Annotated in this window: 22 protein-coding genes; 5 read left to right on the top strand and 17 right to left on the bottom strand. The window is 72.8% G+C overall.

What is annotated here, in order from left to right; genetic code table 11:
* Positions 1-30 precede the first annotated feature (30 nt).
* Complete coding sequence (locus BKA22_RS16685; protein WP_146951852.1) at positions 31-1,440, bottom strand: replication-associated recombination protein A; 1,410 nt, start codon at positions 1,438-1,440, stop codon at positions 31-33.
* Positions 1,441-1,582: 142 nt separating this feature from the next.
* On the opposite strand from BKA22_RS16685, the gene BKA22_RS16680 reads away from it, so the two are divergent.
* Positions 1,583-3,826: an MMPL family transporter gene (locus BKA22_RS16680; RefSeq protein WP_146951851.1), complete on the top strand. Its 2,244-nt coding sequence runs from the start codon at positions 1,583-1,585 to the stop codon at positions 3,824-3,826.
* A 5-nt stretch (positions 3,827-3,831) separates the two neighbouring features.
* Positions 3,832-4,194: a hypothetical protein gene (locus BKA22_RS16675; protein WP_146951850.1), complete on the top strand. Its 363-nt coding sequence runs from the start codon at positions 3,832-3,834 to the stop codon at positions 4,192-4,194.
* 12 nt (positions 4,195-4,206) lie between these two features.
* Here BKA22_RS16675 and BKA22_RS16670 read toward each other — a convergent pair whose 3' ends face one another.
* The 5 genes from BKA22_RS16670 to BKA22_RS16650 form a co-directional block, all read right to left on the bottom strand.
* Complete coding sequence (locus BKA22_RS16670) at positions 4,207-5,001, bottom strand: GNAT family N-acetyltransferase (protein WP_223203437.1); 795 nt, start codon at positions 4,999-5,001, stop codon at positions 4,207-4,209.
* Positions 4,998-6,785, bottom strand: coding sequence for an aspartate--tRNA ligase (gene aspS, locus BKA22_RS16665; RefSeq protein WP_146951849.1), 1,788 nt, complete (start codon positions 6,783-6,785; stop codon positions 4,998-5,000). Before aspS ends, BKA22_RS16670 begins: the two co-directional genes overlap by 4 nt.
* Positions 6,786-6,880: 95 nt before the next feature.
* Positions 6,881-8,617 carry an FAD-dependent oxidoreductase gene (locus tag BKA22_RS16660; RefSeq protein WP_146951848.1) on the bottom strand — a complete coding sequence of 579 codons (1,737 nt, stop codon included), beginning with the start codon at positions 8,615-8,617 and terminating at the stop codon, positions 6,881-6,883.
* A gap of 62 nt (positions 8,618-8,679) precedes the next feature.
* Positions 8,680-10,071, bottom strand: a complete 1,392-nt coding sequence (gene hisS, locus BKA22_RS16655) for a histidine--tRNA ligase (protein ID WP_146951847.1) — start codon at positions 10,069-10,071, stop codon at positions 8,680-8,682.
* A gap of 36 nt (positions 10,072-10,107) precedes the next feature.
* Positions 10,108-10,860, bottom strand: a complete 753-nt coding sequence (locus tag BKA22_RS16650; protein WP_146951846.1) for an MBL fold metallo-hydrolase — start codon at positions 10,858-10,860, stop codon at positions 10,108-10,110.
* 175 nt (positions 10,861-11,035) lie between these two features.
* On the opposite strand from BKA22_RS16650, the gene BKA22_RS16645 reads away from it, so the two are divergent.
* The 3 genes from BKA22_RS16645 (at position 11,036) to BKA22_RS16635 (ending at position 14,136) form a co-directional block, all read left to right on the top strand.
* Positions 11,036-11,800, top strand: a complete 765-nt coding sequence (locus BKA22_RS16645) for a peptidylprolyl isomerase (protein ID WP_146951845.1) — start codon at positions 11,036-11,038, stop codon at positions 11,798-11,800.
* Positions 11,797-13,476 carry a DUF349 domain-containing protein gene (locus BKA22_RS16640; protein ID WP_146951844.1) on the top strand — a complete coding sequence of 560 codons (1,680 nt, stop codon included), beginning with the start codon at positions 11,797-11,799 and terminating at the stop codon, positions 13,474-13,476. The genes BKA22_RS16645 and BKA22_RS16640 overlap by 4 nt, the downstream gene beginning before the upstream one ends.
* A 66-nt stretch (positions 13,477-13,542) precedes the next feature.
* Positions 13,543-14,136 carry a hypothetical protein gene (locus BKA22_RS16635; RefSeq protein ID WP_146951843.1) on the top strand — a complete coding sequence of 198 codons (594 nt, stop codon included), beginning with the start codon at positions 13,543-13,545 and terminating at the stop codon, positions 14,134-14,136.
* 43 nt (positions 14,137-14,179) lie between these two features.
* Here BKA22_RS16635 and BKA22_RS16630 read toward each other — a convergent pair whose 3' ends face one another.
* The 11 genes from BKA22_RS16630 to BKA22_RS16580 form a co-directional block, all read right to left on the bottom strand.
* Positions 14,180-16,522, bottom strand: coding sequence for a RelA/SpoT family protein (locus BKA22_RS16630; RefSeq protein ID WP_146951842.1), 2,343 nt, complete (start codon positions 16,520-16,522; stop codon positions 14,180-14,182).
* Between the two features lie 107 nt (positions 16,523-16,629).
* The gene (locus tag BKA22_RS16625; protein WP_146951841.1) at positions 16,630-17,181 is read right to left on the bottom strand and encodes an adenine phosphoribosyltransferase; all 552 of its coding nucleotides are present in this window, start codon (positions 17,179-17,181) and stop codon (positions 16,630-16,632) included.
* Positions 17,178-18,281 (bottom strand): protein translocase subunit SecF, encoded by a 1,104-nt coding sequence (secF, locus tag BKA22_RS16620; RefSeq protein WP_146951840.1) that lies wholly within the window; start codon positions 18,279-18,281, stop codon positions 17,178-17,180. Before secF ends, BKA22_RS16625 begins: the two co-directional genes overlap by 4 nt.
* Positions 18,281-20,239 carry a protein translocase subunit SecD gene (gene secD / locus BKA22_RS16615; RefSeq protein ID WP_146951839.1) on the bottom strand — a complete coding sequence of 653 codons (1,959 nt, stop codon included), beginning with the start codon at positions 20,237-20,239 and terminating at the stop codon, positions 18,281-18,283. The genes secF and secD overlap by 1 nt, the downstream gene beginning before the upstream one ends.
* Positions 20,240-20,323: 84 nt before the next feature.
* The gene (gene yajC / locus BKA22_RS16610) at positions 20,324-20,740 is read right to left on the bottom strand and encodes a preprotein translocase subunit YajC (RefSeq protein ID WP_146951838.1); all 417 of its coding nucleotides are present in this window, start codon (positions 20,738-20,740) and stop codon (positions 20,324-20,326) included.
* A gap of 219 nt (positions 20,741-20,959) precedes the next feature.
* On the bottom strand, positions 20,960-21,997 hold the full coding sequence (ruvB, locus tag BKA22_RS16605) for a Holliday junction branch migration DNA helicase RuvB (RefSeq protein ID WP_146952028.1): 1,038 nt from the start codon (positions 21,995-21,997) through the stop codon (positions 20,960-20,962).
* Between the two features lie 19 nt (positions 21,998-22,016).
* Positions 22,017-22,634: a Holliday junction branch migration protein RuvA gene (ruvA, locus tag BKA22_RS16600; RefSeq protein WP_146951837.1), complete on the bottom strand. Its 618-nt coding sequence runs from the start codon at positions 22,632-22,634 to the stop codon at positions 22,017-22,019.
* Between the two features lie 120 nt (positions 22,635-22,754).
* A complete protein-coding gene (gene ruvC / locus BKA22_RS16595; RefSeq protein WP_146951836.1) occupies positions 22,755-23,324 on the bottom strand; it encodes a crossover junction endodeoxyribonuclease RuvC in 570 nt (189 codons plus the stop codon).
* 139 nt (positions 23,325-23,463) lie between these two features.
* Positions 23,464-24,219 carry a YebC/PmpR family DNA-binding transcriptional regulator gene (locus BKA22_RS16590; RefSeq protein ID WP_146951835.1) on the bottom strand — a complete coding sequence of 252 codons (756 nt, stop codon included), beginning with the start codon at positions 24,217-24,219 and terminating at the stop codon, positions 23,464-23,466.
* 77 nt (positions 24,220-24,296) lie between these two features.
* A complete protein-coding gene (gene pdxT, locus BKA22_RS16585) occupies positions 24,297-24,908 on the bottom strand; it encodes a pyridoxal 5'-phosphate synthase glutaminase subunit PdxT (RefSeq protein ID WP_146951834.1) in 612 nt (203 codons plus the stop codon).
* Positions 24,909-24,974: 66 nt separating this feature from the next.
* Positions 24,975-26,162: a pyridoxal phosphate-dependent aminotransferase gene (locus BKA22_RS16580; protein WP_146951833.1), complete on the bottom strand. Its 1,188-nt coding sequence runs from the start codon at positions 26,160-26,162 to the stop codon at positions 24,975-24,977.
* Positions 26,163-26,191: the final 29 nt, after the last annotated feature.

Raw genomic sequence — 26,191 nt, 5'->3', positions numbered from 1 at the left:
CGGGGTACCCGCGTCAACCCGGAGTCGAGGTCACTCGTGCGCGTCGAGGATCGACCGGATCCGGTCCATCCGCTCGGCGACCGCCCGCTCGTAGCCGCGGTCGGACGGCTCGTAGTAGCGGGTGCCCACCAGGTCGTCAGGCAGGTACTGCTGCGCTGCGACCGCGTGCGGCTCGTCGTGCGCGTACCGGTACCCGGCGCCGTGCCCCAGCCCCTTCGCGCCCGCGTAGTGCGCGTCGCGCAGGTGCGCCGGCACCGGCCCCATCCGGCCGGCCCGCACGTCGGCCAGCGCGCGGTCCACGCCGAGGTACGCGGCGTTCGACTTCGGGGCCGTGGCCAGGTGGACCACCGCCTCGGCGAGGATGATCCGCGCCTCCGGCATGCCGATGAGCGCGACGGCCTGGGCGGCCGCGACCGCGGTCTGCAGCGCCGACGGGTCAGCCATGCCGACGTCCTCGGCGGCGGAGATGACGATGCGACGGGCGATGAACCGTGGGTCCTCCCCCGCGGCGATCATCCGCGCGAGGTAGTGCAGCGAGGCGTCGACGTCCGAGCCTCGCACGGACTTGATGAAGGCGCTGATGACGTCGTAGTGCTGGTCGCCGTCGCGGTCGTAGCGGACCGCCGCGACGTCGATCGCCCGCTCGACCGTCGCGAGGTCCACCAGCGCCGAGCCGTCCGGCAACCCGTCCTCACCGTCGGCCACCCCCACCGACGGCACCGCCTCCGCGGACAGCGCGGCGCCCGCAGCGGCCTCCAGGATCGTCAACGCCTTGCGGGCGTCACCGCCGGCCAGCCGCAGCAGGTGCTCCTCCGCGTCCTCGTCGAGCCGGACGGCACCGGCCAGGCCGCGCTCGTCCTGCACCGCCCGGCGCACCAGCCGCCGCACGTCGTCCGTGCCGAGCGGCTGCAACGTCAGGAGCAGCGAGCGGGACAGCAGCGGGGAGTTCACCGAGAACGAGGGGTTCTCCGTCGTCGCAGCCACCAGGGTGACCCACCGGTTCTCCACGCTCGGCAGCAGCGCGTCCTGCTGGGCCTTGGTGAAGCGGTGCACCTCGTCGACGAACAGCACCGTCTCCGTGCCGTCACCCGCGAGCCGACGACGCGCGTCGTCGATCACGGCGCGCACGTCCTTCACACCCGCCGTCACGGCGGACAGCTCGACGAACCGCCGGCCGGAGGTCGCCGCCACCAGGTACGCCAGGGTGGTCTTCCCGGTACCGGGCGGGCCCCAGAGCACCACCGACGTCGGTGCGGCCCTGCGTGCGGCCTCGGTGGCCGGCTCGACCAGCCGGCGCAGCGGCGACCCGGCGACGAGCAGGTGCTCCTGGCCGGCCACCTCCTCGAGCGTGCGGGGACGCATCCGGACCGCGAGGGGTGCACCGGCCGCCACGGCGGGCACGCCGTCGGCCGTCGTGGTGAGCGCCTCGAACAGGTCCATGACCGACGAGCCTACGCACCGGGCCCGACACCCCACGCCGGGCCTCAGACGTCGTCCCGTACGGTGCCGCGGCCGGGCCGCCCGACGCCGCCGCACGTCCACAGCGGCCACCTGGTGCGCGCCGAGCACCCGACCTGCGACGATGACCGGCGTGTTCGCACGCCTTGGTCGCGCCGTCGCCCACCACCCACGCCTGAGCGCGCTCGTCTGGCTCGTCCTGACGGTCGTGAGCCTCGCGCTGGCCGTCGGCGGGGTGCACGGCGAGAACCTCTTCGACCGCCTCACGACGGGCGCGCCCTCGGTCCCCGGCTCCGAGAGCGCCGTCGCGGACCAGATCCTGGCGGACAACGACCAGGTCGGGCAGTCGCTGACCCTCGTCGTCGACGGCGTGCCGCCCGAGACCCCCGGGGTCGCCGAGGCCCTCGCACCGGCACGCGAGGAGCTCGCGGCCATCGACACGGTCGCCGCCGTCATCGACCCCTACGCGCTGCCCGACACGATCGAGAACCAGGCGGCGGCGCCGCTGCTGGCCGCGGACGGGCAGGGGTTCCTCGTCGTCGTGGAGCTGGAGCCGGACGCCTCCGACGCCGCCGTCGACGCCGCGCTCGAGCAGGTCGCGCAGCGCCTCGGCGAGATCCCCGCGGAGCTGGCCGTCGTCTCCCCCGGCGCGACGGGGATCGTCGGCGGCGAGTCGCTCATCGTCGACGCGATCACCGAGCAGGTCGCCCAGGACCTGCGGATCGGCGAGACGATCGCGCTGCCGATCGCCCTGCTCATCATGCTGCTGGTCTTCGGCGGGTTCCTCGCCGCCTCGATGCCGATGGCCGGTGCGCTCGCCTCGATCGGCTGCGGGCTGGCCGCACTGCTGGGCTTCAGCTACCTCATCGACCTCGACTCCTCGGTCGTCAACGTCGTCACCCTGCTGGGCCTGGGGCTCTCCATCGACTACGGCCTGCTCATCGTGTCCCGGTTCCGTGAGGAGCTGCACCGGCTCGTCGACGACGACGGCGGTTCGGGGGCTCGTCGACGCCGCGGCGACGGCCCCGTGGTCGAGGCGATCGAGACGACCCTGGCGACCGCCGGGCGCACGGTGGCCTTCTCGGGGGTGACCGTCGGTGTCGCGATCAGCGGGCTGCTGGTCTTCCAGCCGCAGATCCTGCGGGCGATCGGCGCCGCGAGCATCAGCGTGATCGTCGTGGCCGTCGCCACCGCCCTCACGCTCGTCCCGGCCCTGCTCGTCTGGAGCGGCCGCCGGCTGGCCCGGCCCGGCCTGCTCGCGCGCGTCCCGGGCCTGCGTGCGCTGCTCGCGCGCACCGCCGACGTGCAGTCCGAGGAGGGTGCGTTCTCCCGCCTCACCGGGCGCGTGCAACGCCACCCGTGGCTCGTGATGTGCGGGGTCCTCGTCGTGCTCGGCATGCTCGCGGCGCCGGTCGCCCACCTCGAGCTGCGCAACTCCACGACCGAGCTCCTGCCCGCCGACGCCGAGCAACGCGCCTACCTCGAGGCGCTCGAGGCGAACTACCCGGCGTCGTCCTCCGCGACCATCACGGTCGTCGCAGAGACGAGCCTGGAGGAGGCGACCGCGTGGACCACCCAGGTGGCGGGCCTGGAGGACGTCACCTCGGTCGACGAGCCCGTCGCGACCGGCTCGTACGTCGTCATCGGCGTGCGGGCAGCCACCGACGACCCGGGCGGCCAGGTCGCCCGTGACGTCGTCACCGAGGTGCGCGCGCTCGAGCCCGGCTTCCCGACCTGGGTCACCGGCCAGGCCGCCAGCCAGATGGACTTCACCGCCGCGCTCCTCGAACGGGCGCCGTGGGCCGCCGGCATCGTGGCAGCCGCCACGCTCATCCTGCTGTTCCTCATGACGGGCTCGGTGGCCATCCCGATCAAGGCGCTGCTGACGAACGTGTTCTCGCTGGCCGCCGCGCTGGGCGTCCTGGTGTGGGTCTTCCAGGACGGGCACCTGTCCGGCCTGCTGGGGTTCACCTCCACGGGCGGGATCGAGACGTACGTCGTGGCGCTCGTCATCGCGTTCGGGTTCGGCCTCGCAATGGACTACGAGGTCTTCCTGCTCTCCCGCATCAAGGAGCTGCACGACGCCGGCGTGGGCAACGACAAGGCGGTTCGCCTCGGGCTGCAGCGCTCGGGCCGGATCATCACCTCGGCCGCCGCGATCATCATCGCCGTGTTCGCCGGCTTCGTCGCCGGTGACCTGCTCGTCATCAAGGAGGTCGGGTTCTCGCTGGCCGTCGCGGTGCTCATCGACGCCACGATCGTGCGACTGCTCCTGGTCCCGGCCACGATGACGATCCTCGGCAAGGCCAACTGGTGGGCACCGAAGCCGTTGCGCGCCCTCTACCGGCGCATCGCGATCACCCACTGACCGCGATGCCCAGCCCCCTGCCCACCGATCGAGGTGAGTACCGGCGACGACGCCGGCACGCCTGGGTCTGGACCGTGGCCGGGATCCTGGTGCTGTCGGACTTCGCCGTCACGCTCCTGCACTACGCGCTCGCCGACGACCCGCAGGAGCGGGTCACCGGCGCGTTCGCGTTCTTCCTGTGCGCACTCGTCCTGATCGTCGTGGGTACGGGCCTGGCGGCGGTCTGGCGGCACACCTGGCGCGCCCGGCCGCACCAGGTGCCCGAGGGGGCGGCGCCCGGCATGGCAGCCGGGGTGTTCGAGCTCGACCTGCCGCCGGAGGACCACATCGGACTCTCCGGGCAGGTCGACCCACCACGTCGCTGGTGACCCCGGGCTCCGTCAGTCGGGCGGTCGCTGCACCCCGGCCGGTCCGAACGACGTGAACTGCGCCCACGTGCGGTAGCCGAGCCGCTCGTAGACGCGACGCGCCCCGTCGTTGTCGGCGTACATGCCCAGCGACACCCAGGGCGCACCCGCCTCGAGACCGGCACGCGTGGCCGCGGCCACCAGCGCCGACCCGACACCGGCGCCGCGCAGGCCGGGACGGACACCCAGGCCGTGCAGGTGCCAGGTCACGGCGTCCCCGGGTCCGCCGCGTGCGGTCGCACCGACCACCCCGGCGAGCACACCGTCCCCTGTGCCGGCGTCGATGCCCCACCACGCGACCTCGTCGGATCCCGCGGGGTCGGCCGTCGTGCCCGGGTTGGCCACGCGCAGGCAGTCACGAACCGCTGCCGCCTCGGCCGACGGGTCGAGCCGGCGCACGGCACCCTCGGCCGCCACCCGTGGGGGCTCGGCCGATGTCGTGAGCCAGTCCCACTCCGAGACGTGCGTGAGCCGGAGCGAGTCCAGCGTCCCGATCGAGGTCCGGGTGCCACGGGGCACGCTCAGCCACCGCGTCGGCCGCATCGACCCCCGCTCGCTGGGCACGTCGCACGCGACCGCGTCCAGGAGGTCGCCCACCCTCTCGGGCGCACCGAGACCCCGCACGATCGACCCCGCGCCGGAGGTGACGACGAGCAGCAGCGCCTCGTCGTCACCCCGCACCACGGGCGTGCCCCACAGGGCTCGCTCGCTCAGCACGAAGCGGTCCTGCCGCCACCGGGACGGCAGGACCTCGAGCGGACCGCTCACGCGGTCGGGCTCGCGGGGACCTCCGCCTTCGGCTTCGGCTTGGCGTCGACGCCGGCCTCACGGCGCTGCTCGACCGTGATCGGTGCCGGGGCGCCGGTCAGCGGGTCGTAGCCGCCGCCCGACTTCGGGAACGCGATGACGTCGCGGATCGACTCCGAGCCGGTCAGCAGCGTGAGGATCCGGTCCCAGCCGAACGCGATCCCGCCGTGCGGCGGGGCACCGAACTGGAACGCGTCGAGCAGGAAGCCGAACTTCTCCTGAGCCTCGTCCGGGCCGATACCCATGACCCGGAACACCCGCTCCTGCACGTCGCGGCGGTGGATACGGATCGAGCCGCCACCGATCTCGTTGCCGTTGCAGACGATGTCGTACGCGTAGGCCAGCGCCTCGCCCGGGCTCTCCTCGAACCGGTCGAGCCACTCCGGAGTCGGAGAGGTGAACGCGTGGTGCACGGCCGTCCAGGCCGAGCTGCCCAGGTCCACGTCGTCGTCCTGGCCGGACGGCTTGAACAGCGGCGCGTCGACCACCCAGACGAACTCCCACGCGTCGGCGTCGATCAGGCCACCGCGGCGGCCGATCTCCAGGCGCGCCGCACCCAGCAGCGACCGGGCGTCGTCGGTGGCACCGGCGGCGAAGAACACCGCGTCACCGGGGTTGGCACCCACGGCCGCGACCAGACCGGCGCGCTCCTCCTCGGAGATGTTCTTGGCGACCGGACCGCCGAGCTCACCGTCCTCGCCGACCGTGACGTACGCCAGGCCCTTGGCGCCACGCTGCTTGGCCCACTCCTGCCAGGCGTCGAAGCCGCGACGCGGGGTCGACGCGCCGCCGGGCTGCACGACCGCACCGACGTACTGCGACTGGAACACCCGGAACGGGGTCTGCGCGAAGAACTGCGTCAGCTCGACGAGCTCGAGGCCGAACCGCAGGTCGGGCTTGTCCGTGCCGTAGCGGGCCATCGCGTCGGCGAACGTCATGCGCCGGATCGGCGTGGGGATCGTCACGTCGATCAGGTCCCACAGCGCCACGAGCACCTGCTCGCCGAGCGCGATCACGTCGTCCTGCTCGACGAAGCTCATCTCGACGTCGAGCTGAGTGAACTCCGGCTGCCGGTCGGCACGGAAGTCCTCATCGCGGTAGCAGCGGGCGATCTGGTAGTAGCGCTCCATGCCGGCGACCATGAGCAGCTGCTTGAACAGCTGCGGCGACTGCGGCAGCGCATACCAGGATCCAGGGGCGAGCCGGGCAGGGACGACGAAGTCGCGGGCGCCCTCGGGCGTCGAGCGGGTCAGCGTCGGCGTCTCGATCTCGACGAAGTCCTGCGCGTCGAGCACCCGCCGTGCGGCCGCGTTCGCCTTGGCACGCAACCGCAGCGCGCGGGCCGGAGCCGGGCGGCGCAGGTCGAGGTAGCGGTGGCGCAGACGCGCCTCCTCGCCGATCGTCTCGTCGAGCGCGGAGGACACCTGGAACGGCAGCGGGGCGGCCTCGTTGAGGACGACGACCTCGGCCGCCACGACCTCGACCTGGCCCGTGGCGAGGTGGGCGTTCTCGTTGCCTTCCGGGCGGCGGCCGACCTCACCGGTCACCTGCAGGACGAACTCCGAGCGCAGACCGTGCGCGACGGCCTCGTCCCGGATGACGACCTGGGCGATGCCGGACGCGTCCCGCAGGTCCACGAACGCCACGCCACCGTGATCACGCCGGCGGTCCACCCAGCCCGTGAGGGTGACGGTGGTGCCGATGTGCTCGGCTCGCAGCGAGCCGGCGGTGTGGGTGCGGAGCACGGGTGGTCCTTCGCTGGTGGGGGGTCGCGCGCCCGGTCGGACGCCCGCACGATCCTAGTGCCCGACACGGCCGGGCCGTCTCCCGCAATACGCGCTCAGGCGTGGCCGCCCGGGTGCAGCGCGCCCGGGGCGTCCTGCGGCACGACCGGGACGCGCGGCACCACCCGGTCGAGGCGGACGTACACCTCCTGGTCCGCCGGGCGCGGGTCCTGCTCACCTGCGTTCGGCCACAAGGACGCGGCCCGCTCGGCCTGCGCTGCGATCGTCAACGACGGGTTCACCCCCAGGTTCGCGGTCACCGCGGCACCGTCGACGACGTGCAGCGTCGGGTAGCCGTGCACCCGCTGGTAGGGGTCGAGGACCCCCTCGGCACGCGTCGCCCCGATCGGGCAGCCGCCGATGAAGTGCGCGGTCAGCGGCATGTTCGCCACGTCCCCCCACGAGCTGCCGGGCACCCCGCCCATCTCCTGCGCGAGCAGGATCGCCGCCCGGTGCCCCTGCGGGATCCAGGTCGGGCTCGGCTCCCCCGGACCCGGGCGGCTCGCCAACCCCCACCCGCCGAGCAGCCCGCGACGCGGCCGGGTGTCCAACGAGTTGTCGAGCGCCTGCATGACCAGGGCGATCGCTGTCCGCTCGCTCCACCGGTACGGGGACAACGCCCGCAGCGTCGTCACGGGCCGGCGGACGACCTCGGCGGCCAGACGGGCCAGCACCTTGACCCACCGGACCCCCCGCGGAGCACCCGTGGTGAGCACCGTCTGCAGGAGCGCCATCGCATTCGACCCGGCCGCGTACCGGACCGGCTCGACGTGCGTGCGCTCGTCGGGGAAGAACGACGACGTGATCGCCACCCCCAGGTCCAGACGGGACGTCGGGTCCACGCGTGGCCGGCTCGCCCCGAGCAACGCCTCCGAGTTCGTGCGGGTCAGCGTGCCCAGGCGGTCGGACACGAGCGGCAGGTCACCGCGACTGCGCGAACGGTGCAGGAGCACCTGGGTGTTGTATGTGCCCGCCGCGAGGACCACGTGCGTGGCACGCCACGTACGACGCACCCCGTCCGCCGTCCCGCGCGAGGCCACGAGCCACGGCCCGTCGCCGACCGGCGGACGCAGACCGGTCACGGTCGTCAGCGGCACGACCCGCACGCCTGCCCGCTCCGCCAGGTGCAGGTAGTTCTTCACGAGCGTGTTCTTCGCCCCGACACGGCAGCCCGTCATGCACGCCCCGCACTGCGTGCACCCCGTCCGGCGCGGACCGGCACCCCCGAAGAACGGGTCCTCGACCTCCTGCCCCGGCGCGCCGAACAGCACCCCGACGGGCGCAGGCCGCACCGTGTCCTCGACACCCATCCGGGCCGCCACCCGGCGGAACAGCACGTCCGAGGCGGTGACCGTCGGGTTCGGCGTCACGCCGAGCATGCGGGAGGCCTGCTCGTACCAGGGCGACAGCTCGGCCTCCCAGTCCGTCAGGTGCGACCACTGCGGGTCCGCGAAGAACGGTGCCAGAGGCCGGTAGAGCGTGTTCGCGTACACCAAGGACCCGCCACCGACCCCAGCGCCGGCCAGCACCAGCGAGTCCGAGACCCGGTGGATGCGCTGGATGCCGAAGCAGCCCAGCCGAGGCGCCCACAGGAACCGACGCAGGTCCCAGGACGTGGCCGCGAACTCCTCGTCGGCGAACCGGCGACCGGCCTCCAGGACCGTGACCCGGTACCCCTTCTCGACCAGGCGCAGCGCCGTCACCGACCCGCCGAAGCCCGAGCCGACGACCAGCACGTCGCACCCCTCGTCCGCGGGGCGGGAACGGTCGCGACCTTCGCCGGTGACGGTCATGGACCGATCGTGCCCGAGGACGGGCGCTCCGTCGTGCCGTTCGTGCCTGTCGTGCCGTCGACTCAGGCCTGCGGCACCGTCGCAGGCAGCACCGTCGGCCACAGGTCCTCGGCCGGCGGCGCCCACGAGCCGGCCTCCGCCGCCACCTGCTCCCCCGACCGGATGTCCTTGACCTGGTCCGCCTGCACGACCCCGTCCGCGTCCGGCTCACCCACGAACCACACGAACGGGATGCCCCGACGGTCCGCGTGCCGGATCTGCTTGCCGAACTTCGCCGCCGACGGCGCCACCTCGACCGGGATGCCCCGCGACCGCAGCGCGCCCGCCACCGCGTCCGACCGCGTGCGCGACTCCTCCGACGTCACCGCGACCAGCACCGCGCTCGGCACCTTCCGCGACACCCGCACGAGCCCCGCGCTCAGCAACCGCGACACGAGCCTCGAGACCCCGATCGACAGCCCCACACCCGGGTAGGTGTTCGCACCGTCCGTCGCGAGGGTGTCGTAGCGACCGCCCGAGCAGATCGACCCCAGCTGCTCGTGACCCACCAGCACCGTCTCGTAGACCGACCCCGTGTAGTAGTCCAGCCCACGGGCGATCTTCAGGTCCGCGACCACCACGCCCGGCGCGCGCACCGCCGCCGCCTCGATGAGCGCACCCAGCTCGGCGAGCCCCTCCTCCAGCAGGTCGGAGACGACCGCGTGACCGACCGCCAGCGCCCGGACCTCGTCGATCACGCTCGCATCCGCACCGGAGATCGCCGCCAGGTCCAGGCACGCACGCGCCTGCTCGGGCGTCGCACCCGCCTCCGCCACGAGGAGCTCCGCCACCGCGTCCGCACCGACCTTGTCCAGCTTGTCGATGCTGCGCAGCACCGCCTCGACGTCCGCCAGCCCCAGACCCCGGTAGAAGCCCTCGGCCACCTTGCGGTTGTTCACCAGGACTCGCACCGGCGGCACACCGATCGACCGCAACGACGTCAACGCCTCGGCCATCACCAACGGCAGCTCGACCTCGTAGTGGTACGGCAGGTCACCGGCACCGACAACGTCGATGTCCGCCTGCACGAACTCCCGGAACCGACCGTCCTGCGGCCGCTCACCCCGCCACACCTTCTGGATCTGGTACCGCCGGAACGGGAACGCCAGGTGCCCCGCGTTCTCCAGCACGTACCGCGCGAACGGCACCGTCAGGTCGAAGTGCAGCCCCAGCTGACCAGCCTTGTCCGCCTGCGCCTCCGCCGGATCCTCCTGCAGACGACGCAGCACGTAGACCTCCTTCGAGGTCTCGCCCTTGCGCAGCAGCTGGTCCAGCGGCTCGACGGCCCGCGTCTCGATCCCGGCGAACCCGTGCAGCTCGAACGTGCGGCGCAGCACATCCAGGACGTGCTGCTCGACGATGCGACCGTCAGGGAGCCACTCAGGAAAGCCGGACAGAGGTGTGGGACGCGCCATGGTCACGCATCCTCCCAGATGGCGCCCTCCGTCGGGTCAGACGCCCGCCAGGTACGGGTTGCGCCGCAGCTCGCTCGCCACATCACTGGCCGGACCATGCCCCGGAAGCACCCTCGCCCCCGGGGGCAGCACCGCCACCACCTCACGCAACGTGCGCGCCATCACCACCGCGTCCCCGCCCGGCAGATCGGTCCGACCCACGCTCCCGGCGAACAGCACGTCACCGGCCAGCACCACCGGCACCAGCACGCCCCCACCCGCGGAGGCATCGAGCAGGTACAACGTCGACCCCTCCGTGTGCCCCGGCGCGTGCCGCGCCACGAGCCGCACCCCGCCGAGCACCAGCTCGACGTCCGCAGAACGACCGCCCACGCCCGGCTCGACACCGAACGGCTCGACACGCGCAGGACGCACGTACGCCCCCGGGTCCACACCGGCCGCCCGCAACGCCTCGCCCAACGGGCTCGTGGCGTCCGACGCCGCCCCCGCCACCCCGGCACCCAGCACACCCAACGTGCCGAACGGGTCCGCCAGCCGGTACACGTCGTCGCGGTGCAGCAGCACCGGCACGTCCCACCGCGCGGACAGCACCCCGCAGTCCCACGTGTGGTCCAGATGACCGTGCGTCGCGAGCACCGCCCGAACGATCCAGCCGCGCTCGCGGACCACCGACTCGACCCGCGCGGCGACACCCGCGCCGGCGTCGACGACCACGCACGAGCCGTCGTCCGCCCCGACGACCAGGCATCGCGCACCGAGAACGGGGGCCAGCACCTCGACGATCTGCACGGCCCCACGGTAGAGGTACGGGCCCCGCACCGACCTGCCGCCGCCTGCCCGCGGTGGGACGCGCGCCGCACGTTGGTCGCGAACTCGCGCCGCTTGCCTAGACTGTGCCGGGTCCCTTCGTGCAGTGCAGCAGGTCGAGCGCCAGCTGCCGCACGCCGACGCGAGGAGAGTGTGCGTGTCCAGCAAGCGCGAGCGTGCCTACGAACGCCGCCGCTACGAGAAGTGGCAGCAGCGCCGTCAGGTCGCCGAGGTCCGCCGTCGTCGTCAGCGCGTGATCGCCGGGAGCGTCGTCGCCGCCCTCGTCCTGGTCCTCGGTGTCGTCGCCGCGGTGGCCCTCAACAACGAGAGCTCCGCGTCCGCGACACCGACCGCGACCGCCGTCCCGACGGCCACAGCGACGACGAGCGCGACCGACACCTCGCTGGTGCCCGACGCCTCGCTCGCCCAGGGCCGTACCTGGACCGGCACGATCCACCTCGCGCAGGGCGACATCGGCATCGAGCTCGACGGCGCGGCGGCACCCCAGGCCGTGGCGAACTTTGTCACGCTCGCCGGCCAGGGGTTCTTCGACACCACCACGTGCCACCGCCTGACGACGTCCCGCCTGTACGTGCTGCAGTGTGGCGACCCCGAGGGCACCGGCCAGGGTGGCCCCGGCTACACCTGGGGCCCGATCGAGAACGCCCCGACCGACGACGTCTACCCGGCGGGCACCATCGCCATGGCCCGCGTGAGCGGCGACGGCGCCTCCATGGGCAGCCAGTTCTTCCTCGTCTACGAGGACTCGCAGATCCCGTCCGACTCGGCGGGTGGTTACACCGTGTTCGGCCACATCACGTCCGGCAGGGACGTGCTGCAGGCCATCGCTGACGCAGGCACCGCCGAGGGGACCGAGACCCCGGTGTCCGACGTCATCATCGAGGGAGTGGAGACCCAGTGACCGAGACCCCGGCAACGCCGTCCGAGGACGACACGCCCGAGACGCCCGCCACGGCTGCTCCCGTACCGGAGGCGGCTCCCGAGCCTGCCCCGTCTGATGTCGCGGCCACCGAGCCGCCGGCCGTCGACGCGACGGACACGGTGCCCGAGGCCGAGCCGACCGAACCGGAGACGGTCACGGACGGCCCGGCCGACAGCGGCGAGCCCAGCACGCAGGAAGTCGCGCCGGAGACCGGCGAGCAGCCCGACCCGGTCGACCCCGCACCGGAGCCCGCCGCCGCACCGTCTCCCACGACGGTCCGCCCCGGCCCGCGCCCGGTTCCCCGCCCCCCGGTGCACCCTGTCGCACCGGCCGCCGTCACGGCCGCAGCGTCCCCGGTCGCAGCCGCCCCGGTGGCCCCGCCGCAGGACGCAGCCGAGGCAGCCGCAGCCGCCACGTTCGGCCGGGTCGACGAGGACGGCACCGTCTACGTCACCGACGCCGCCGGCGAACGCGCCGTCGGTCAGTTCCCCGGTGCGACGCCGGACGAGGCGCTCGCCCTGTACGTGCGCCGGTTCCTGGACCTGCAGGCCAAGGTCACGGTCTTCGAGGCGCGTCTGCAGGCCACCGACCTGTCCGTCAAGGAGATCGACCAGACGCTGACCAAGCTCGGCGAGGAGATCACCGAGCCGGCGGCGGTCGGGGACCTCGACGGCCTGCGCGCACGGCTCGAGGCGCTCCGTGGCGTCGCGGCCGAGCGTCGTGCCGTCGCCGAGGCGGAGCGCGCCGCAGCACGCGAGGCAGCCGTCGTCGCCCGCACCCAGATCGTCGAGCAGGCCGAGAAGATCGCCGAGACCGACCCGTCGCGCATCCAGTGGCGCCCGGCGGGCGAGCAGCTGCGGACCCTCCTCGACCAGTGGAAGGAGGCGCAGCGCTCCGGCCCGCGCCTCGACCGCCCGACGGAGGAGTCGCTCTGGAAGCGGTTCAGCCACGCCCGGACGACCTTCGACCGTGAGCGCAGGCACTTCTTCGCCGAGCTCGAGACGCGCAACGCCTCGGCCAAGTCGGCCAAGGCCGAGCTCGTGGCCGAGGCCGAGCGCCTTCAGACCAGCACGGACTGGGGTGCCACCGCGGCCGCGTACCGGGACCTCATGACGCAGTGGAAGGCCTCCGGACGGGCCAGCCGGTCCGACGACGACGCCCTGTGGGCGCGGTTCCGCGGTGCCCAGGACGCGTTCTTCGCCGCCCGGGACGCCGCGACCGCCGCGACCGACACCGAGTTCCGCGCCAACCTCGACGTCAAGGAGTCGCTGCTGGCCGAGGCCCAGGCGCTCCTGCCGATCGGTGACCTCAACGCCGCGAAGGCGACGCTGCGCTCGATCCAGGACCGTTGGGAGAGCGCCGGCAAGGTCCCGCGCGGCGACGTGCAGCGGGTCGAGGGCGCTCTGCGCGCCGTGGAGACCGCGGTCCGTGACGCCGACCAGGCCCAGTGGCGTCGGACCAACCCCGAGACGCGTGCCCGCGCCGAGGGTGCCGCCGCCCAGCTCGAGCAGGCGATCGCGGGGCTCGAGGCCGACCTGGTCGCCGCCGAGGCCAAGGGCGACGCCCGCAAGATCGCCGAGGCCCGCGCGGCGCTCGACGCGCGACGCGCATGGCTCGAGCAGGTCCAGCGGGCCGCTCAGGACGCTCGCGGCTGACGCTCCGTCCACAGGCGGCCGACCTGCCGTCACGCACGAGGGCCGTGCCCGGGCATGCTGCCGGGCATGGCCCTCGTCATGTCCCCACCGCACACCCGTCCACCGCTCGGCTGGGTCACCGCCGAACCCCCGAGCGTCGCCGTGACCGTCCACGCCGACGAGGTCGGTCCAGCGGCCTGGTTCGCGCTGCACCGTGACCGCGTCGTGCGCACGGTGTGGGGCGAGCTGGCGATCGCGCGCGACGCGACCGAGACGCCGGAGGTGCGTGCACAGGCCCTCGCCTGCCTCGTGCCCGACCGGGGTGTCGTCGCACGGGCCAGCGCAGCGTGGGTGCACACGGGCCGCCACTCCCCTGCCCGTGTCGACGTGCTGGTGCCTGCCCGTGCCCGGCGGCCCGACCCGCACCCGCTGCGCGTGGCGTGCGAGGCCGACCTGCGGCCGGGCGACACCCTCACGCTCGGGTCCGTCCGCGTCACCAGCGTGCAGCGCACGGGGGTCGACGTCGCCCGTCTGCTTCCCGTCGCGGTGGCGCGCGAGGTGCTCGGCGGGCTCCTCCAGGTCGGCTTCGACCCGGGCGCCGCCCTCGGCATGCTCGCACCGATGGCCGGGCAACGTGGCGTGCGGGACGCGCGCACGCTCCTGATCGAGCTGGTGCCCTGAGCCGACGGCACCGCACGCGACGGACCGGGCGCACGAGAGCGGCTCAGGCGCGGATGACCGGCTCCTCGGCCGCCTTCGACCCCGTGATCCGGTAGACGTCGAAGACGCCCTCGACCTTGCGGACGGCAGAGAGCACCGACGCCAGGTGCGAGGGCTCGGCCATCTCGAAGACGAACCGTGACAGCGCGACCCGGTCCCGCGACGTCGACACCGTCGCGGACAGGATGTTGACGTGGTGGTCGGACAGCACCCGGGTCACGTCGGACAGCAGCCGGCTGCGGTCGAGCGCCTCGACCTGGATCTGCACGAGGAAGAGCGACGAGCCGGTATGGCTCCAGGCGACGTCGACCAGCCGCTCGGGCTGGCGTCGCAGGCTCTCCACGTTGATGCAGTCCGAGCGGTGGACGCTGACCCCGGCGCCGCGTGTGACGAAGCCGACGATGTCGTCGCCGGGCACCGGCGTGCAGCACTTGGCGAGCTTGACCCAGATGTCGTCGACACCCTTGACCACGACCCCGGTGTCACCGGTACGCACCCGCCGGGCGGAGGACCCCGGGCGGGCGGTCTCGGCGATGTCCTCCTCGGCCGCAGGCTCCCCGCCCATCGAGTGCACGAGTCGCTGCACGACCGTGGCGGCCGACACCTGGCCCTCGCCCACCGCGGCGTACAGGGCGGAGACGTCGGCGTGCCGCATCTCGTGCGCGAGCGTGACGAGCGACTCGTGCGAGAGCAGCCGCTGGATCGGCAGGTTCTGCTTGCGCATCGCCTTGGCGATCGCGTCCTTGCCGTGCTCGACGGCCTCCTCGCGGCGCTCCTTGGAGAACCACTGGCGGATCTTGTTGCGCGCACGGGGGCTCTTGACGAACCCGAGCCAGTCCCGGCTCGGGCCGGCGGTCTCCGACTTGGACGTGAAGACGTCGACGACGTCCCCGTTCTCGAGCGTGGAGTCCAGCGGGACGAGCCGCCCGTTCACCCGGGCACCCATCGTCCGGTGACCGACCTCGGTGTGCACGGCGTAGGCGAAGTCCACGGGCGTCGACCCGGCGGGCAGCGCCACGACGTCGCCCTTGGGCGTGAAGACGTAGACCTCGGCCCCGGCGATCTCGAAACGCAGCGAGTCGAGGAACTCCGTCGGGTCCGCCGTCTCCTTCTGCCAGTCGACCAGCTGGCGCAGCCACACCATGTCGTTGCCGGTGGTGTCCTGCCCGGCGACGCTCTTGGCGGACTCCTTGTACTTCCAGTGCGCCGCGACCCCGTACTCGGCCCGCCTGTGCATGTCGTGCGTGCGGATCTGGATCTCGACCGGTTTGCCGCCGGGCCCGATCACCGTCGTGTGCAGCGACTGGTACAGGTTGAACTTCGGCATCGCGATGTAGTCCTTGAACCGGCCGGGGACCGGGTTCCACCGCGCGTGCAGCGCGCCCAGCGCGCCGTAGCAGTCCCGCACCGAGTCGACCAGCACCCGGACGCCCACCAGGTCGTAGATGTCAGCGAAGTCGCGGCCGCGGACGATCATCTTCTGGTAGATCGAGTAGTAGTGCTTCGGACGACCGCTGACGGTCGCCTTGATCTTCGCGTTGCGCAGGTCGGCACCGACCTGCTCGCGGACGACCGCCAGGTACTCCTCGCGCGCCGGTGCGCGCTCGGCGACCAGGTGCACGATCTCGTCGTAGACCTTGGGGTACAGCGTCGCGAACGACAGGTCCTCGAGCTCCCACTTGATCGTGTTCATGCCCAGGCGGTGCGCCAGCGGGGCGTAGATCTCGAGGGTCTCGCGGGCCTTCTTCTCGGCCGAGGCCGACGAGACGAACTTCCAGGTCCGGGCGTTGTGCAGCCGGTCGGCGAGCTTGATGACGAGCACGCGGATGTCGCGGGACATCGCCACGACCATCTTGCGGACGGTCTCGGCCTGCGCGGCGTCCCCGTACGTCACCTTGTCGAGCTTGGTGACGCCGTCGACGAGCATCGCGACCTCGGGCCCGAACTCGCGGCGGAGCTGCTCGAGCGAGTAGTCGGTGTCCTCGACGGTGTCGTGCAGCAGCGCGGCGGCCAGGGTCGACGGTGTCATGCCGAGCTCGGCCAGGATCGTCGCGACGGCCACCGGATGCGTGATGTACGGGTCGCCGCTCTTGCGCAGCTGCCCCCGGTGCGCCTTCTCGGCGACCACGTACGCCTGCTCGACGACCGTCAGGTCGGCCTTCGGGTGGTTGGTGCGGGCTGCCTGCAGCACCGGCTCGAGAGCCGGGAACGCCACCCCGCCGCGCGCGCCGAACCGGGCGAGCCGAGCACGGACGCGCCCCGACGAGACGGCCGCCGTGTCGATCCCGGTGACGGGGGTCTCGGTGCGCGGCTCCGCCGACTGCGTCGGCCGTACGTCCTCGCTCATCGCGCCCCCTCCTCCGCCTCAGGGCCGCCCGCCACGGACTGAACGACCTGCCGTGACGGCGCGCTCGCGTAGGGGGACCGGATTCGCAGCAGTCTACGACCGTCCGGTCAGGGCACCTGCACCAGCGCGTCCACCGCGCGTCCTGCGAGTCGCGCGCGCCCCTCGAGCGCGGCGATCTCGACCAGGAACGACAGGCCCACGATCTCGGCCCCGCACCGCTCCAGCAGCGTGACGGTCGCGGCTGCGGTACCGCCCGTGGCGAGCACGTCGTCGATCACCAGGACGCGCGAACCCGCAGGCACGGTCGACGGGTGGATCTCCACGGTCGCCGTGCCGTACTCGAGCTCGTAGGTCTCGGCCTCGGTCGGCCCCGGCAGCTTGCCCGCCTTGCGCACCGGCAGCAGCCCGGCGCCGAGTGCCACCGCGACCGGCGCAGCGAGCAGGAACCCACGGGCCTCCATACCGGCCACCAGGTCGACCGGGCCCGGCACGTCGGCCGCGATCGCCTCGATCACCTCGGCGAACGCTGAGGCGTCGGCGAGCAGCGGGGTGATGTCACGGAAGAGCACGCCGGCCTGCGGGTAGTCGGGAACCAGGCGCACGAGTGCGTCGATCCGTGCCACGAGCGCAGCACGAGGGTCGAGGATGCCTGTCGTCATCGCCGCGGCTTCCGCTTGGGCTGCGCCGCCGTGCCCTGGTGGGCACCGGGACGCAACGCGCCGACCTGGACGGAGGGGACGAGCGCCTGGTCCGCGGCACCCTCGGCGCCCTCCAGACCAGCCGCGTGCGCCCGTGCCTCGAGGACCTTCCGGGTGTGCGCGCGGATCGCGGGCTCCCGCTCGCGCAGCGTGACCTCGAGCGGCGTGGCCAGGAAGATCGAGGAGAACGTCCCGATCGCCATACCGATGAACAGCGCCAGCGCGATGTCGCGCAGGGTGCCGGCGCCCAGGATGAACGTGCCGACGAAGAGGATCGCGGTGACCGGCAGGAGGGCGACGACCGAGGTGTTGATCGACCGGACCAGCGTCTGGTTGACGGCGAGGTTCGCCTTCTCGGCGTACGTGTACCGGGACTGCTGGAGCGCGTCCGCCGTGTTCTCGCGGACCTTGTCGAACACCACCACGGTGTCGTAGATCGAGTACCCGAGGATCGTGAGGAACCCGATGACGGTCGCCGGTGTGACCTCCCAGCCGACCCCGGCGTAGATGCCCACCGTGATCACGAGGTCGTGGAACAGCGCGATGAGCGCCGCCAGGGCCATCCGCCAGTTGCGGAAGTAGACGGTCATCACGATGGTCACGAACACCAGGAAGACCGCGAGGCCGCGCAGAGCCTTCTGCGAGACGTCCTGACCCCACGTCGGACCGATGAACGAGCTGGTCACCTCGTCCGTCGAGACGCCGTACGCCTCGGCGAGTGCCGCCTTGACCTTCTCGACCTCGTCGTTGGTGAGCTCGGCGGTCTGCACACGCAGCGAGCTCGTGCCCAGCGTCGCCACGCGGGGCGACTCCTCGGGCGCGATCGACTGCACCGCGTCGATGGCCGACTGCTGCTCGGTGTCCGTGACCCCTGAGATCACGAACTCCGAGCCGCCGCGGAACTCGATGCCCGGGTTCAGCCCGGGCTTGATCAGCAGCACGGCCGTGATGAGCACGAGCACGGCGGAGATCGTGTACCAGACGCGACGGCGTCCGACGATGTCGTACGAGCGGCGACCGGTGTAGAGGTCGTTGCCCCACTGGGCGAAGCCGGCGGCCATCAGTGCTCGCTCCCCTCGGTGCGACCGGAGTCGTCCACCGGGGTGCCGGCGGGCGTCGTCGCGATCGACGTGCTGCCGGTCGACGTCGTGTCGTCCGGCGTGGTCTGCGCCGGAGCGTCGGACAACGCATCCTGCGGCCCGTCTCCTGCAGTGTCGGCGGCTGCAGTGTCGGCGGCCGCAGCATCAGCGGCTGCGGTGTCGGTCGCTGCGGCGCGGGCGGCTGCCCGTCGCTCGGCGATCGTCAGGCCCGTGGCACCGACCGTGACGGGCACGCGGGCACTCTCGGCGGGCGTGGCCGAGGCGGCCTGCTCGGGGGCGGTGACCACGCGACCGCGGCCGACGTAGCGGGAACCGGTGACGCCGAGACGACGCGGGTCGAGGCCGGAGGCCGGGTGGCCCTCGGCGAAGAACTTCGTCCGGGCCAGCAGCGCCATGACCGGGTGCGTGAAGCAGAACACCACCAGCACGTCGATCAGGGTCGTGAGGCCGAGCGTGAACGCGAAGCCCTGCACGCCACCGACCGCCAGCAGGTACAGCACGACCGCGGCGATGAGGTTGACGGCGTCGGACGCCAGGATGGTGCGGCGCGCGCGCTCCCAGCCGCGCTCGACGGCGGCGCTGAGCGGACGTCCCTCGCGCAGCTCGTCACGGATGCGTTCGAAGTACACGATGAACGAGTCCGCGGTGATGCCGATGGCCACGATCAGGCCGGCGACACCGGGCAGCGACAGCCGGTACCCCTGGGTCCAGGACAGCAGCGCGATCACGCCGTAGGTGACGATCGTGGCGACCACGAGCGAGGCGACGGTCACCAGACCGAGCGCGCGGTACTGCAGCATCGAGTAGATGACGACGAGCACCAGGCCGATGAGGCCGGCGATCAGGCCCTTCTGCAGCTGCTCGGTGCCCAGCGTCGCGGAGATCTGCTGCTCGCTCTGCACCTCGAACGACAGCGGCAGCGCACCGAAGTTGAGCTGGTTGGCCAGCGTCGCGGCCGAGTCCCGGGTGAAGGTGCCGGAGATCTCGGCCTTGCCGTCGTTGATGATGACACCGGGGTCCAGCCCCGGAGCGGAGATGACCAGGCCGTCGAGGACCATGGCGAACTGGTTCTGCGGGGAGGTCAGACCCTGCAGGCGCTCGGTCACGTCCGCGAACAGCTTGGTGCCGGCCGAGTTGAACGCCATGTTGACGACCCACTCGTTCGTGACGGAGCCCTGCGAGTTGACCTGGAGGCCCGAGCTCGCGTTCTTGATGTCCGAGCCCTCGATCTCCACCGGGCCGAGGATGTACTTCGTCGTGCCCTCGGGGTCGCAGGTGACCAGCGCGACGTCGGGGTCGCCCGACGCGCCACCCGTCAGGTTCGCGGGGTCGGTGCAGTCGAGCTCGTCGAACCGGGCCTGGACGGCCGGGGTCACGTAGTACTCGGCGTCGCTCGGGCTGTCGGGGGCGGCCTTCGTCGGCACGTCGGACGGCTCGGTCGTCGCCTCGGCCGTCGGCGTGGCGGCCGCCGCATCGGTGGCCGCGGCGGTTGCGCCGTCGGTCGCGGTGTCCGTGGCGACCGGCTCGGGGGCCCCGTACGAGAGGACCGGGCGGAACTCCATCTTCGCGGAGGTCCGCACCAGGTCGAGCGTCTCCTCGCTCGGGTGACCCGGGAGCGAGACGACGATCTTGTCGCCCTGGCTGGCGATCTCCGCCTCGGAGACACCGGAGGAGTCCACGCGCTGGCGGATGACCTCGATCGCCTGGTTGATCGTCTCCTGCGGGACGTCCGCCCCGGAGTCCGCGATCGGCTGCAGGATGATCTGCGTGCCGCCCTCGAGGTCCAGGGCCAGGTTCGGCGTCAACGACGCGTCGGACCACTTCGTGCCGGCGAGCACGGCGCCGAAGATCGCGAGGATCAGCAGGCCGAGCACGGTGAGCGTGCGGACCGGCCGCTGCCGGCGGGTGGGAGGTGCCAACGGAGTCTTCTCTCGTGCGCGCACCGACCGCAGGCGCGGCCGGTGGGATCGTGGCCCGGACGCCGAGGTCCGGACCGGGGCAGGCTACTTCTTCGGGTCGTCGTCCGGGTCCTGGTCGTCACGACCGTCGGTCAGCGAGGACAGGTCGTCGGGGACCTCGATGACCTCGTCGTCGGACGGGACCTCGTCCTCGTCGGGCTCGTCGCCCTCGTCGTCGAGCTCGTCGTCCTCGACCTCGTCGACGAGCGGCGGGTCGACCTTCTTGGCGATCGCGGCACGCAACCAGCGCGTCCGGCTGCCCGGCGTCGACTCCAGCGTGATGACGTCGTCCTCGACGTCCACGACCGTGCCGAACAGTCCGGAGGCCGTCATGACCTCGTCACCCTCGGCGAGGTTCGCGCGGAAGTCCGCGGACTCGCGCTGCTGCTTGCGCGAGCGGCCGGTCATGAGCCACAGCGCGACGAACGCGAGACCGAGGATGAGGATGAACGAGTAGTCCACAGCGATTGACTCCGATCGAGATGCAAGGCCCGCCGCAGTCTAGGCGCAGCGGGTCGCCGCTCCAACGCGCTTCGGCCCCCGACAGTTCCCGGACCACTCCCGGACCACTCCCGGATCACCACCCGACAGCTCCCTGGACGCCGCCCGACCCGCCCACCGGAGCGCACGCGCGCCCCGCCCGCACCGTCAGGAGCCGGGCCCCGGGGGCGGTGTGGAGCACTATCCGAACAGTGTGTCGACCGTCTTCGGGACGTCGAGGCCGAGGTGCTCCCAGGCGGCAGGGAGGGCGACGCGCCCCCGCTGCGTCCGCCCCACGAGCCCCTCGCGCACGAGGAACGGCTCGGCGACGGTCTCCACGGTCTCCGGCTCCTCACCGACGGCCACCGCCAGGGTCGTCAGACCGACCGGCCCCCCGCCGAACCGGGTGCACAGGGCGCTCAGGACCGCACGGTCGAGCCGGTCGAGCCCTCGTTCGTCCACCTCGTACACCTGCAACGCGGAGCGGGCGGCGGCGAGCCCGAGGGTGCCGTCGCCTCGCACCTCGGCCCAGTCCCGCACGCGGCGCAGCAGCCGGTTGGCGATCCGGGGCGTGCCGCGTGACCGGGAGGCGATCTCCGCGGCCGCCTCGCCGGCGAGCGGCACGCCGAGCAGACCGGCCGAACGCACCAGGACGCGCTCGAGCTCCTCGGTCGCGTAGAAGTCCAGGTGCCCCGTGAACCCGAAGCGGTCGCGCAGCGGCGCGGGAAGCAGGCCCGCACGCGTCGTGGCCCCGACGACCGTGAACGGCGGGAGGGTCAACGGGATCGCGCTCGCACCGGCCCCCTTGCCGACGACCACGTCGACCCGGAAGTCCTCCATCGCCACGTACAGCAGCTCCTCGGCGGGGCGGGCCAGACGGTGGATCTCGTCGATGAACAGCACCTCGCCCTCCTCGAGCGAGGACAGCACCGCCGCGAGGTCGCCCGCATGCTGGATCGCCGGCCCGCTGGTGATGCGCAACGACGCCCCGAGCTCGCCCGCGATGATCATCGCGAGCGTGGTCTTGCCGAGCCCGGGCGGTCCGGACAGCAGCACGTGGTCCGGAGCACGGCCTCGGGCCATCGCGGCCTGCAGCACGAGCGAGAGCTGCTCGCGCACGACGGCCTGGCCGACGAACTCCTCGAGCCGGCGCGGGCGCAGAGCAGCCTCGGCGGCGCGCTCGAGGTCGTCGGCCCCCGCGCGCACCAGCGACTCGGCGTCGAACCGCTCGGTGACCAGCTCCTCGTCGAGGCGGTCGTCATCCACGTGCGCCTCCGAGGGTGCGCAGCGCAGCCCGCAGCAGGCCCGCCACCTCGGCGTCCGCGACGGGCTCCTCCGAGCCTGCCAGCACGCTCGAGACGGCGTCCTGGGCGGCCCTGGCCTGCCAGCCGAGGCCGACGAGCGCCTCGATCACCTGCTCGCGCCGGTCGGCGACCGCGGGAGCACCCCCCGCAGCGCCGGCCGCGCCGCCGACGGGCGCGCCGAGCCGGTCGCCCAGCTCGAGCACGATGCGCTGGGCGCCCTTGCGGCCGATGCCGGGCACCCGCTGCAGCGCAGCGAGGTCCTCGCCTGCGACTGCGCGCCGCAGACCGTCGGGCGTGTGCACCGCGAGCATCGCCAGCGCCAGGCGCGGCCCGACACCGCTGACGGTCTGCACGACCTCGAACACGTCGCGCTCGTCCACCTCGGCGAAGCCGAAGAGCGTCAGGGAGTCCTCACGGACGATCATCGAGGTGGCCAGGCGGGCGGTCGAACCGACCCGCAGACCCGCCAGCGTCGTCGGCGTGGCCTGCACCAGCAGGCCGATCCCGCCGACCTCGACGACGGCGGCGTCCAGCCGGACCGCCAGCACCGTCCCGTGCACCGACGCGATCACCGCGCACTCCCCTCGTCCGACCAGCTCATACCCGCCTCGTCGCGCTCACGCCTCGACCTGCGGTCCCCCGGCGGGTCACCACTGTGCCACACGAGGCGAACAGGTGTACGAAGGACACGCTCACCCGCGCCGCCGGGCGGCCTGCTCGGCGGCTGCCCAGCGGGCCTGCGCCGACGTCAGCCCGGACGACGGAGGCCGCTGCGGCGCACCGAGCGCACCGGCGGGCCGCCAGAGGTGGCAGATGGCCAGCGCGAGCGCGTCCGCGGCGTCCGCCGGGCGGGGCAGCTCGTCGAGGCCGAGCAGCCGGGCGACCATGGTCTGCACCTGCGCCTTGTCGGCCCGTCCGCTGCCGGTGACAGCCGCCTTGACCTCGCTCGGCGTGTGCAGGGCGACCGGGATCCGCCGGCGTGCAGCGGCGACCATGGCGATGCCCGCGACCTGCGCGGTACCCATGACCGTGCGCAGGTTGTGCTGGGCGAACACCCGCTCGATCGCCACCGTGTCGGGCGCGTGCTCCTCGATCCACTCCTCGATCTGCGCCTCGATCGTCAGCAGGCGCTGGTCGACATCGCTCGCGGGGTCGGAGCGCGCGACGCCCACACCGACCATGCGGACGCGGCGCCCGGGCAGTCCGTCCACGACGCCCAGACCGCACCGGGTCAGGCCAGGATCGACTCCGAGGACGCGCACCGGCCCATGATCCCAGGGACCGGCGTCGAGGCCGTCGACGGCGCGCGGACACGCTGCCCTGCCCGACGAGGACTGCCTGCAGACGCACGCGGGGCCCGGGTCGTCGAACCCGGGCCCCGCGTGACGGACGCTCGAACGGTCAGTCGTTCTCCAGCTCGGCCATGACCTCGTCGGAGGCGTCGAAGTTCGCGAAGACGTTCTGCACGTCGTCGGAGTCCTCGAGCGCATCGATGAGCCTCAGGATCTTGCGGGCACCCTCGGCGTCGACCTCGATCTGCGTCGCCGGCCAGAACACGACGTCGGCGGAGTCGTAGTCGATGCCGGCCTCCTGCAGGGCCGTGCGCACGGGCACCAGGTCGGTGGCCTCGCTCAGGACCTCGAACTGGTCACCCAGGTCGGTGACCTCCTCGCCACCGGCCTCCAGGACGGCCTCCATCACGGTGTCCTCGTCGGTGCCCTCCTTGGGCACGATGACGACACCCTTGCGGGAGAAGATGTACGACACCGAGCCGGGGTCGGCCATCTGGCCGCCGTTACGCGTGAACGCGACACGCACGTCGGAGGCGGCACGGTTGCGGTTGTCCGTGAGGCACTCGACCAGCACCGCGACGCCGCCGGGGCCGTAGCCCTCGTACATGATCGTCTGGTAGTCGGCGCCGCCGGCCTCCTGCCCCGAACCACGCTTGACCGCACGCGTGATGTTGTCGATCGGGACCGAGGACTTCTTGGCCTTCTGCACCGCGTCGAACAGCGTGGGGTTCCCCGCGAGGTCACCGCCACCGGTGCGCGCGGCGACCTCGATGTTCTTGATGAGCTTCGCGAAGAGCTTGCTCCGCTTGGCGTCGACCACGGCCTTCTTGTGCTTGGTGGTGGCCCACTTGGAGTGACCCGACATCGCTTCAGCAACCCTTCCGTCTCCGCCGCCGGCGTGCGCTCGCTGCTCCCCCGTGCGTCATGGCGCGGGGTGCGCGGTCACAGGCTGTCGCGGACGATCTGCACGAACAGTCGGTGCACCCGCGTGTCACCGGTCACCTCGGGATGGAACGAGGTGACGAGCAACGGGCCCTGACGCACCGCGACGATCCTACCGGCGGACGGGCCCCCGTCGACGCGACCGAGGACCGCGGCCGCCGGACCGACCTCCTCGACCCACGGCGCCCGGATGAACACGGCGTGCAGAGGGGTGTGGGCGCTGTCGTCGACACCGTCGATCGTCAGGTCGGTCTCGAAGGAGTCGACCTGCCGGCCGAACGCGTTGCGCCGCACCGTGATGTCGACGCCACCCAGCGTGCGCTGCCCCTCGATCGCCCCGATCACCCTGTCGGCGAGCAGGATCATCCCGGCGCACGAACCGTAGGCGGGCATGCCCTGGCGCAGCCGCAGCTGGACCGGATCGAACAGGTCGAACGCGCGCAGGAGCTTGTCGATCGTCGTCGACTCGCCGCCGGGGATCACCAGGGCGTCCACGGCTTCGAGCTCGCTCGCACGACGCACGCCGACCGCGCGGGCGCCGACCGCCTCGAGCGCGTGGACGTGCTCGCGCACGTCTCCCTGCAGGGACAGGACACCGATCGTCGGACTCACGGCGCCGATCCTACGGTCGCGTCCCGCGCCGGCTGCGCGAGCGTCCGTGCGCAGCCGGCGACGCCGTCACGCCTGCGGGAGCGCGAGCAGCTCACGCCGTGCCGCGCATGCGTCGACGTGGTCGGCAAGCCTGCTGAGCCCCTCGATCAGCTGTCCGCGCTCGGAGGCGAGCGAGACCCGGACCATCGAGGCGGCCGCCGGTCCGAACGTCGCGCCGGGCGCCACCGCGACGTGCTGCTCGGCGAGCAGGTCCAGGGCGAAGGCGTGCGAGTCGTCGGTCACCCGTGAGACGTCCACCATGAGGTAGAACGCGCCGTCCGGGCGCACGCAGTCGATGCCCCGCGCGGTCAGCAGAGCCACGGCCGCGTCCCGGCGTTCCCGGTAGGAGTCGACGGCCTCGGCGACGCAGTCCTGCGGTCCGGTGAGGGCCGCCAGGCCGGCGTGCTGGCTCAACGCCGACGGGCACGCGACGGTCGCCTCCGCGAGCTGGCTCATCAGCTCGACGACCTTGGGGTCGGGGATCACCACGCAGCCGAGCCGCCAGCCGGTCATCGCGTACGACTTCGACAGGCTCAGGAAGGTCAGCACGCGCCCGTCGACGTCCATCGCGCACGGGCTCACGTGCGGCACGTCGAACGTGATCGCCTCGTAGCACTCGTCGGAGAACAGCCACAGGTCGTGACGGCGGGCGATGTCGTAGACCGCCTCGATCGTGGCGCGCGGGTAGACCGCGCCCGTCGGGTTGTTCGGCGAGCAGAGCAGGATCGCGCGCGTACGGTCGGTGATCGCGGCCTCGATGTCCGCCGCCCGCGGCACGAACCCGTGCTCGGCGTGCGTCGGGTACGTCCGGGCGACCGCGCCGACCGCGACGGCCTGCATCCGCCAGTTCGGGAACTCCGGGTCCGGGACGAGGATCTCGTCCCCGGGGGCCAGCAGCGCGGCCATCGCCATCGCCAGGGCGTGCATCGCCCCGGTGGTGACCACGATCTCCTCAGGTCCGGTCGGCCTGCCGCGCGTGGCCGTCACCCGGTCGGCGAAGGCCGCGCGCAGCGCGGGCAGTCCGGTGCTCGAGGTGTAGCCGGTGCGCCCCGAGACGGCGGCCGCGTGCGCGGCCTCGACGATGTGCGGAGCCGTGACGGCGTCCGGCTCGCCGATCTCGAGGTGGATCGCCTGCGGGTCGCGGAGCGCCAGCTCCATGAGGGTACGGATGCCGCTGCGCGGGATGTGCGCGACCGCGGACTGCGTGAGAGGCATGGCTCGACGCTACCGACGCCGATGACGCC

Source organism: Cellulomonas soli, assembly GCF_013409305.1.
Lineage (GTDB): Bacteria > Actinomycetota > Actinomycetes > Actinomycetales > Cellulomonadaceae > Cellulomonas > Cellulomonas soli.
Note: the sequence above shows the minus strand (reverse complement) of the source record. Positions and strands in the feature narration are given on the sequence as shown.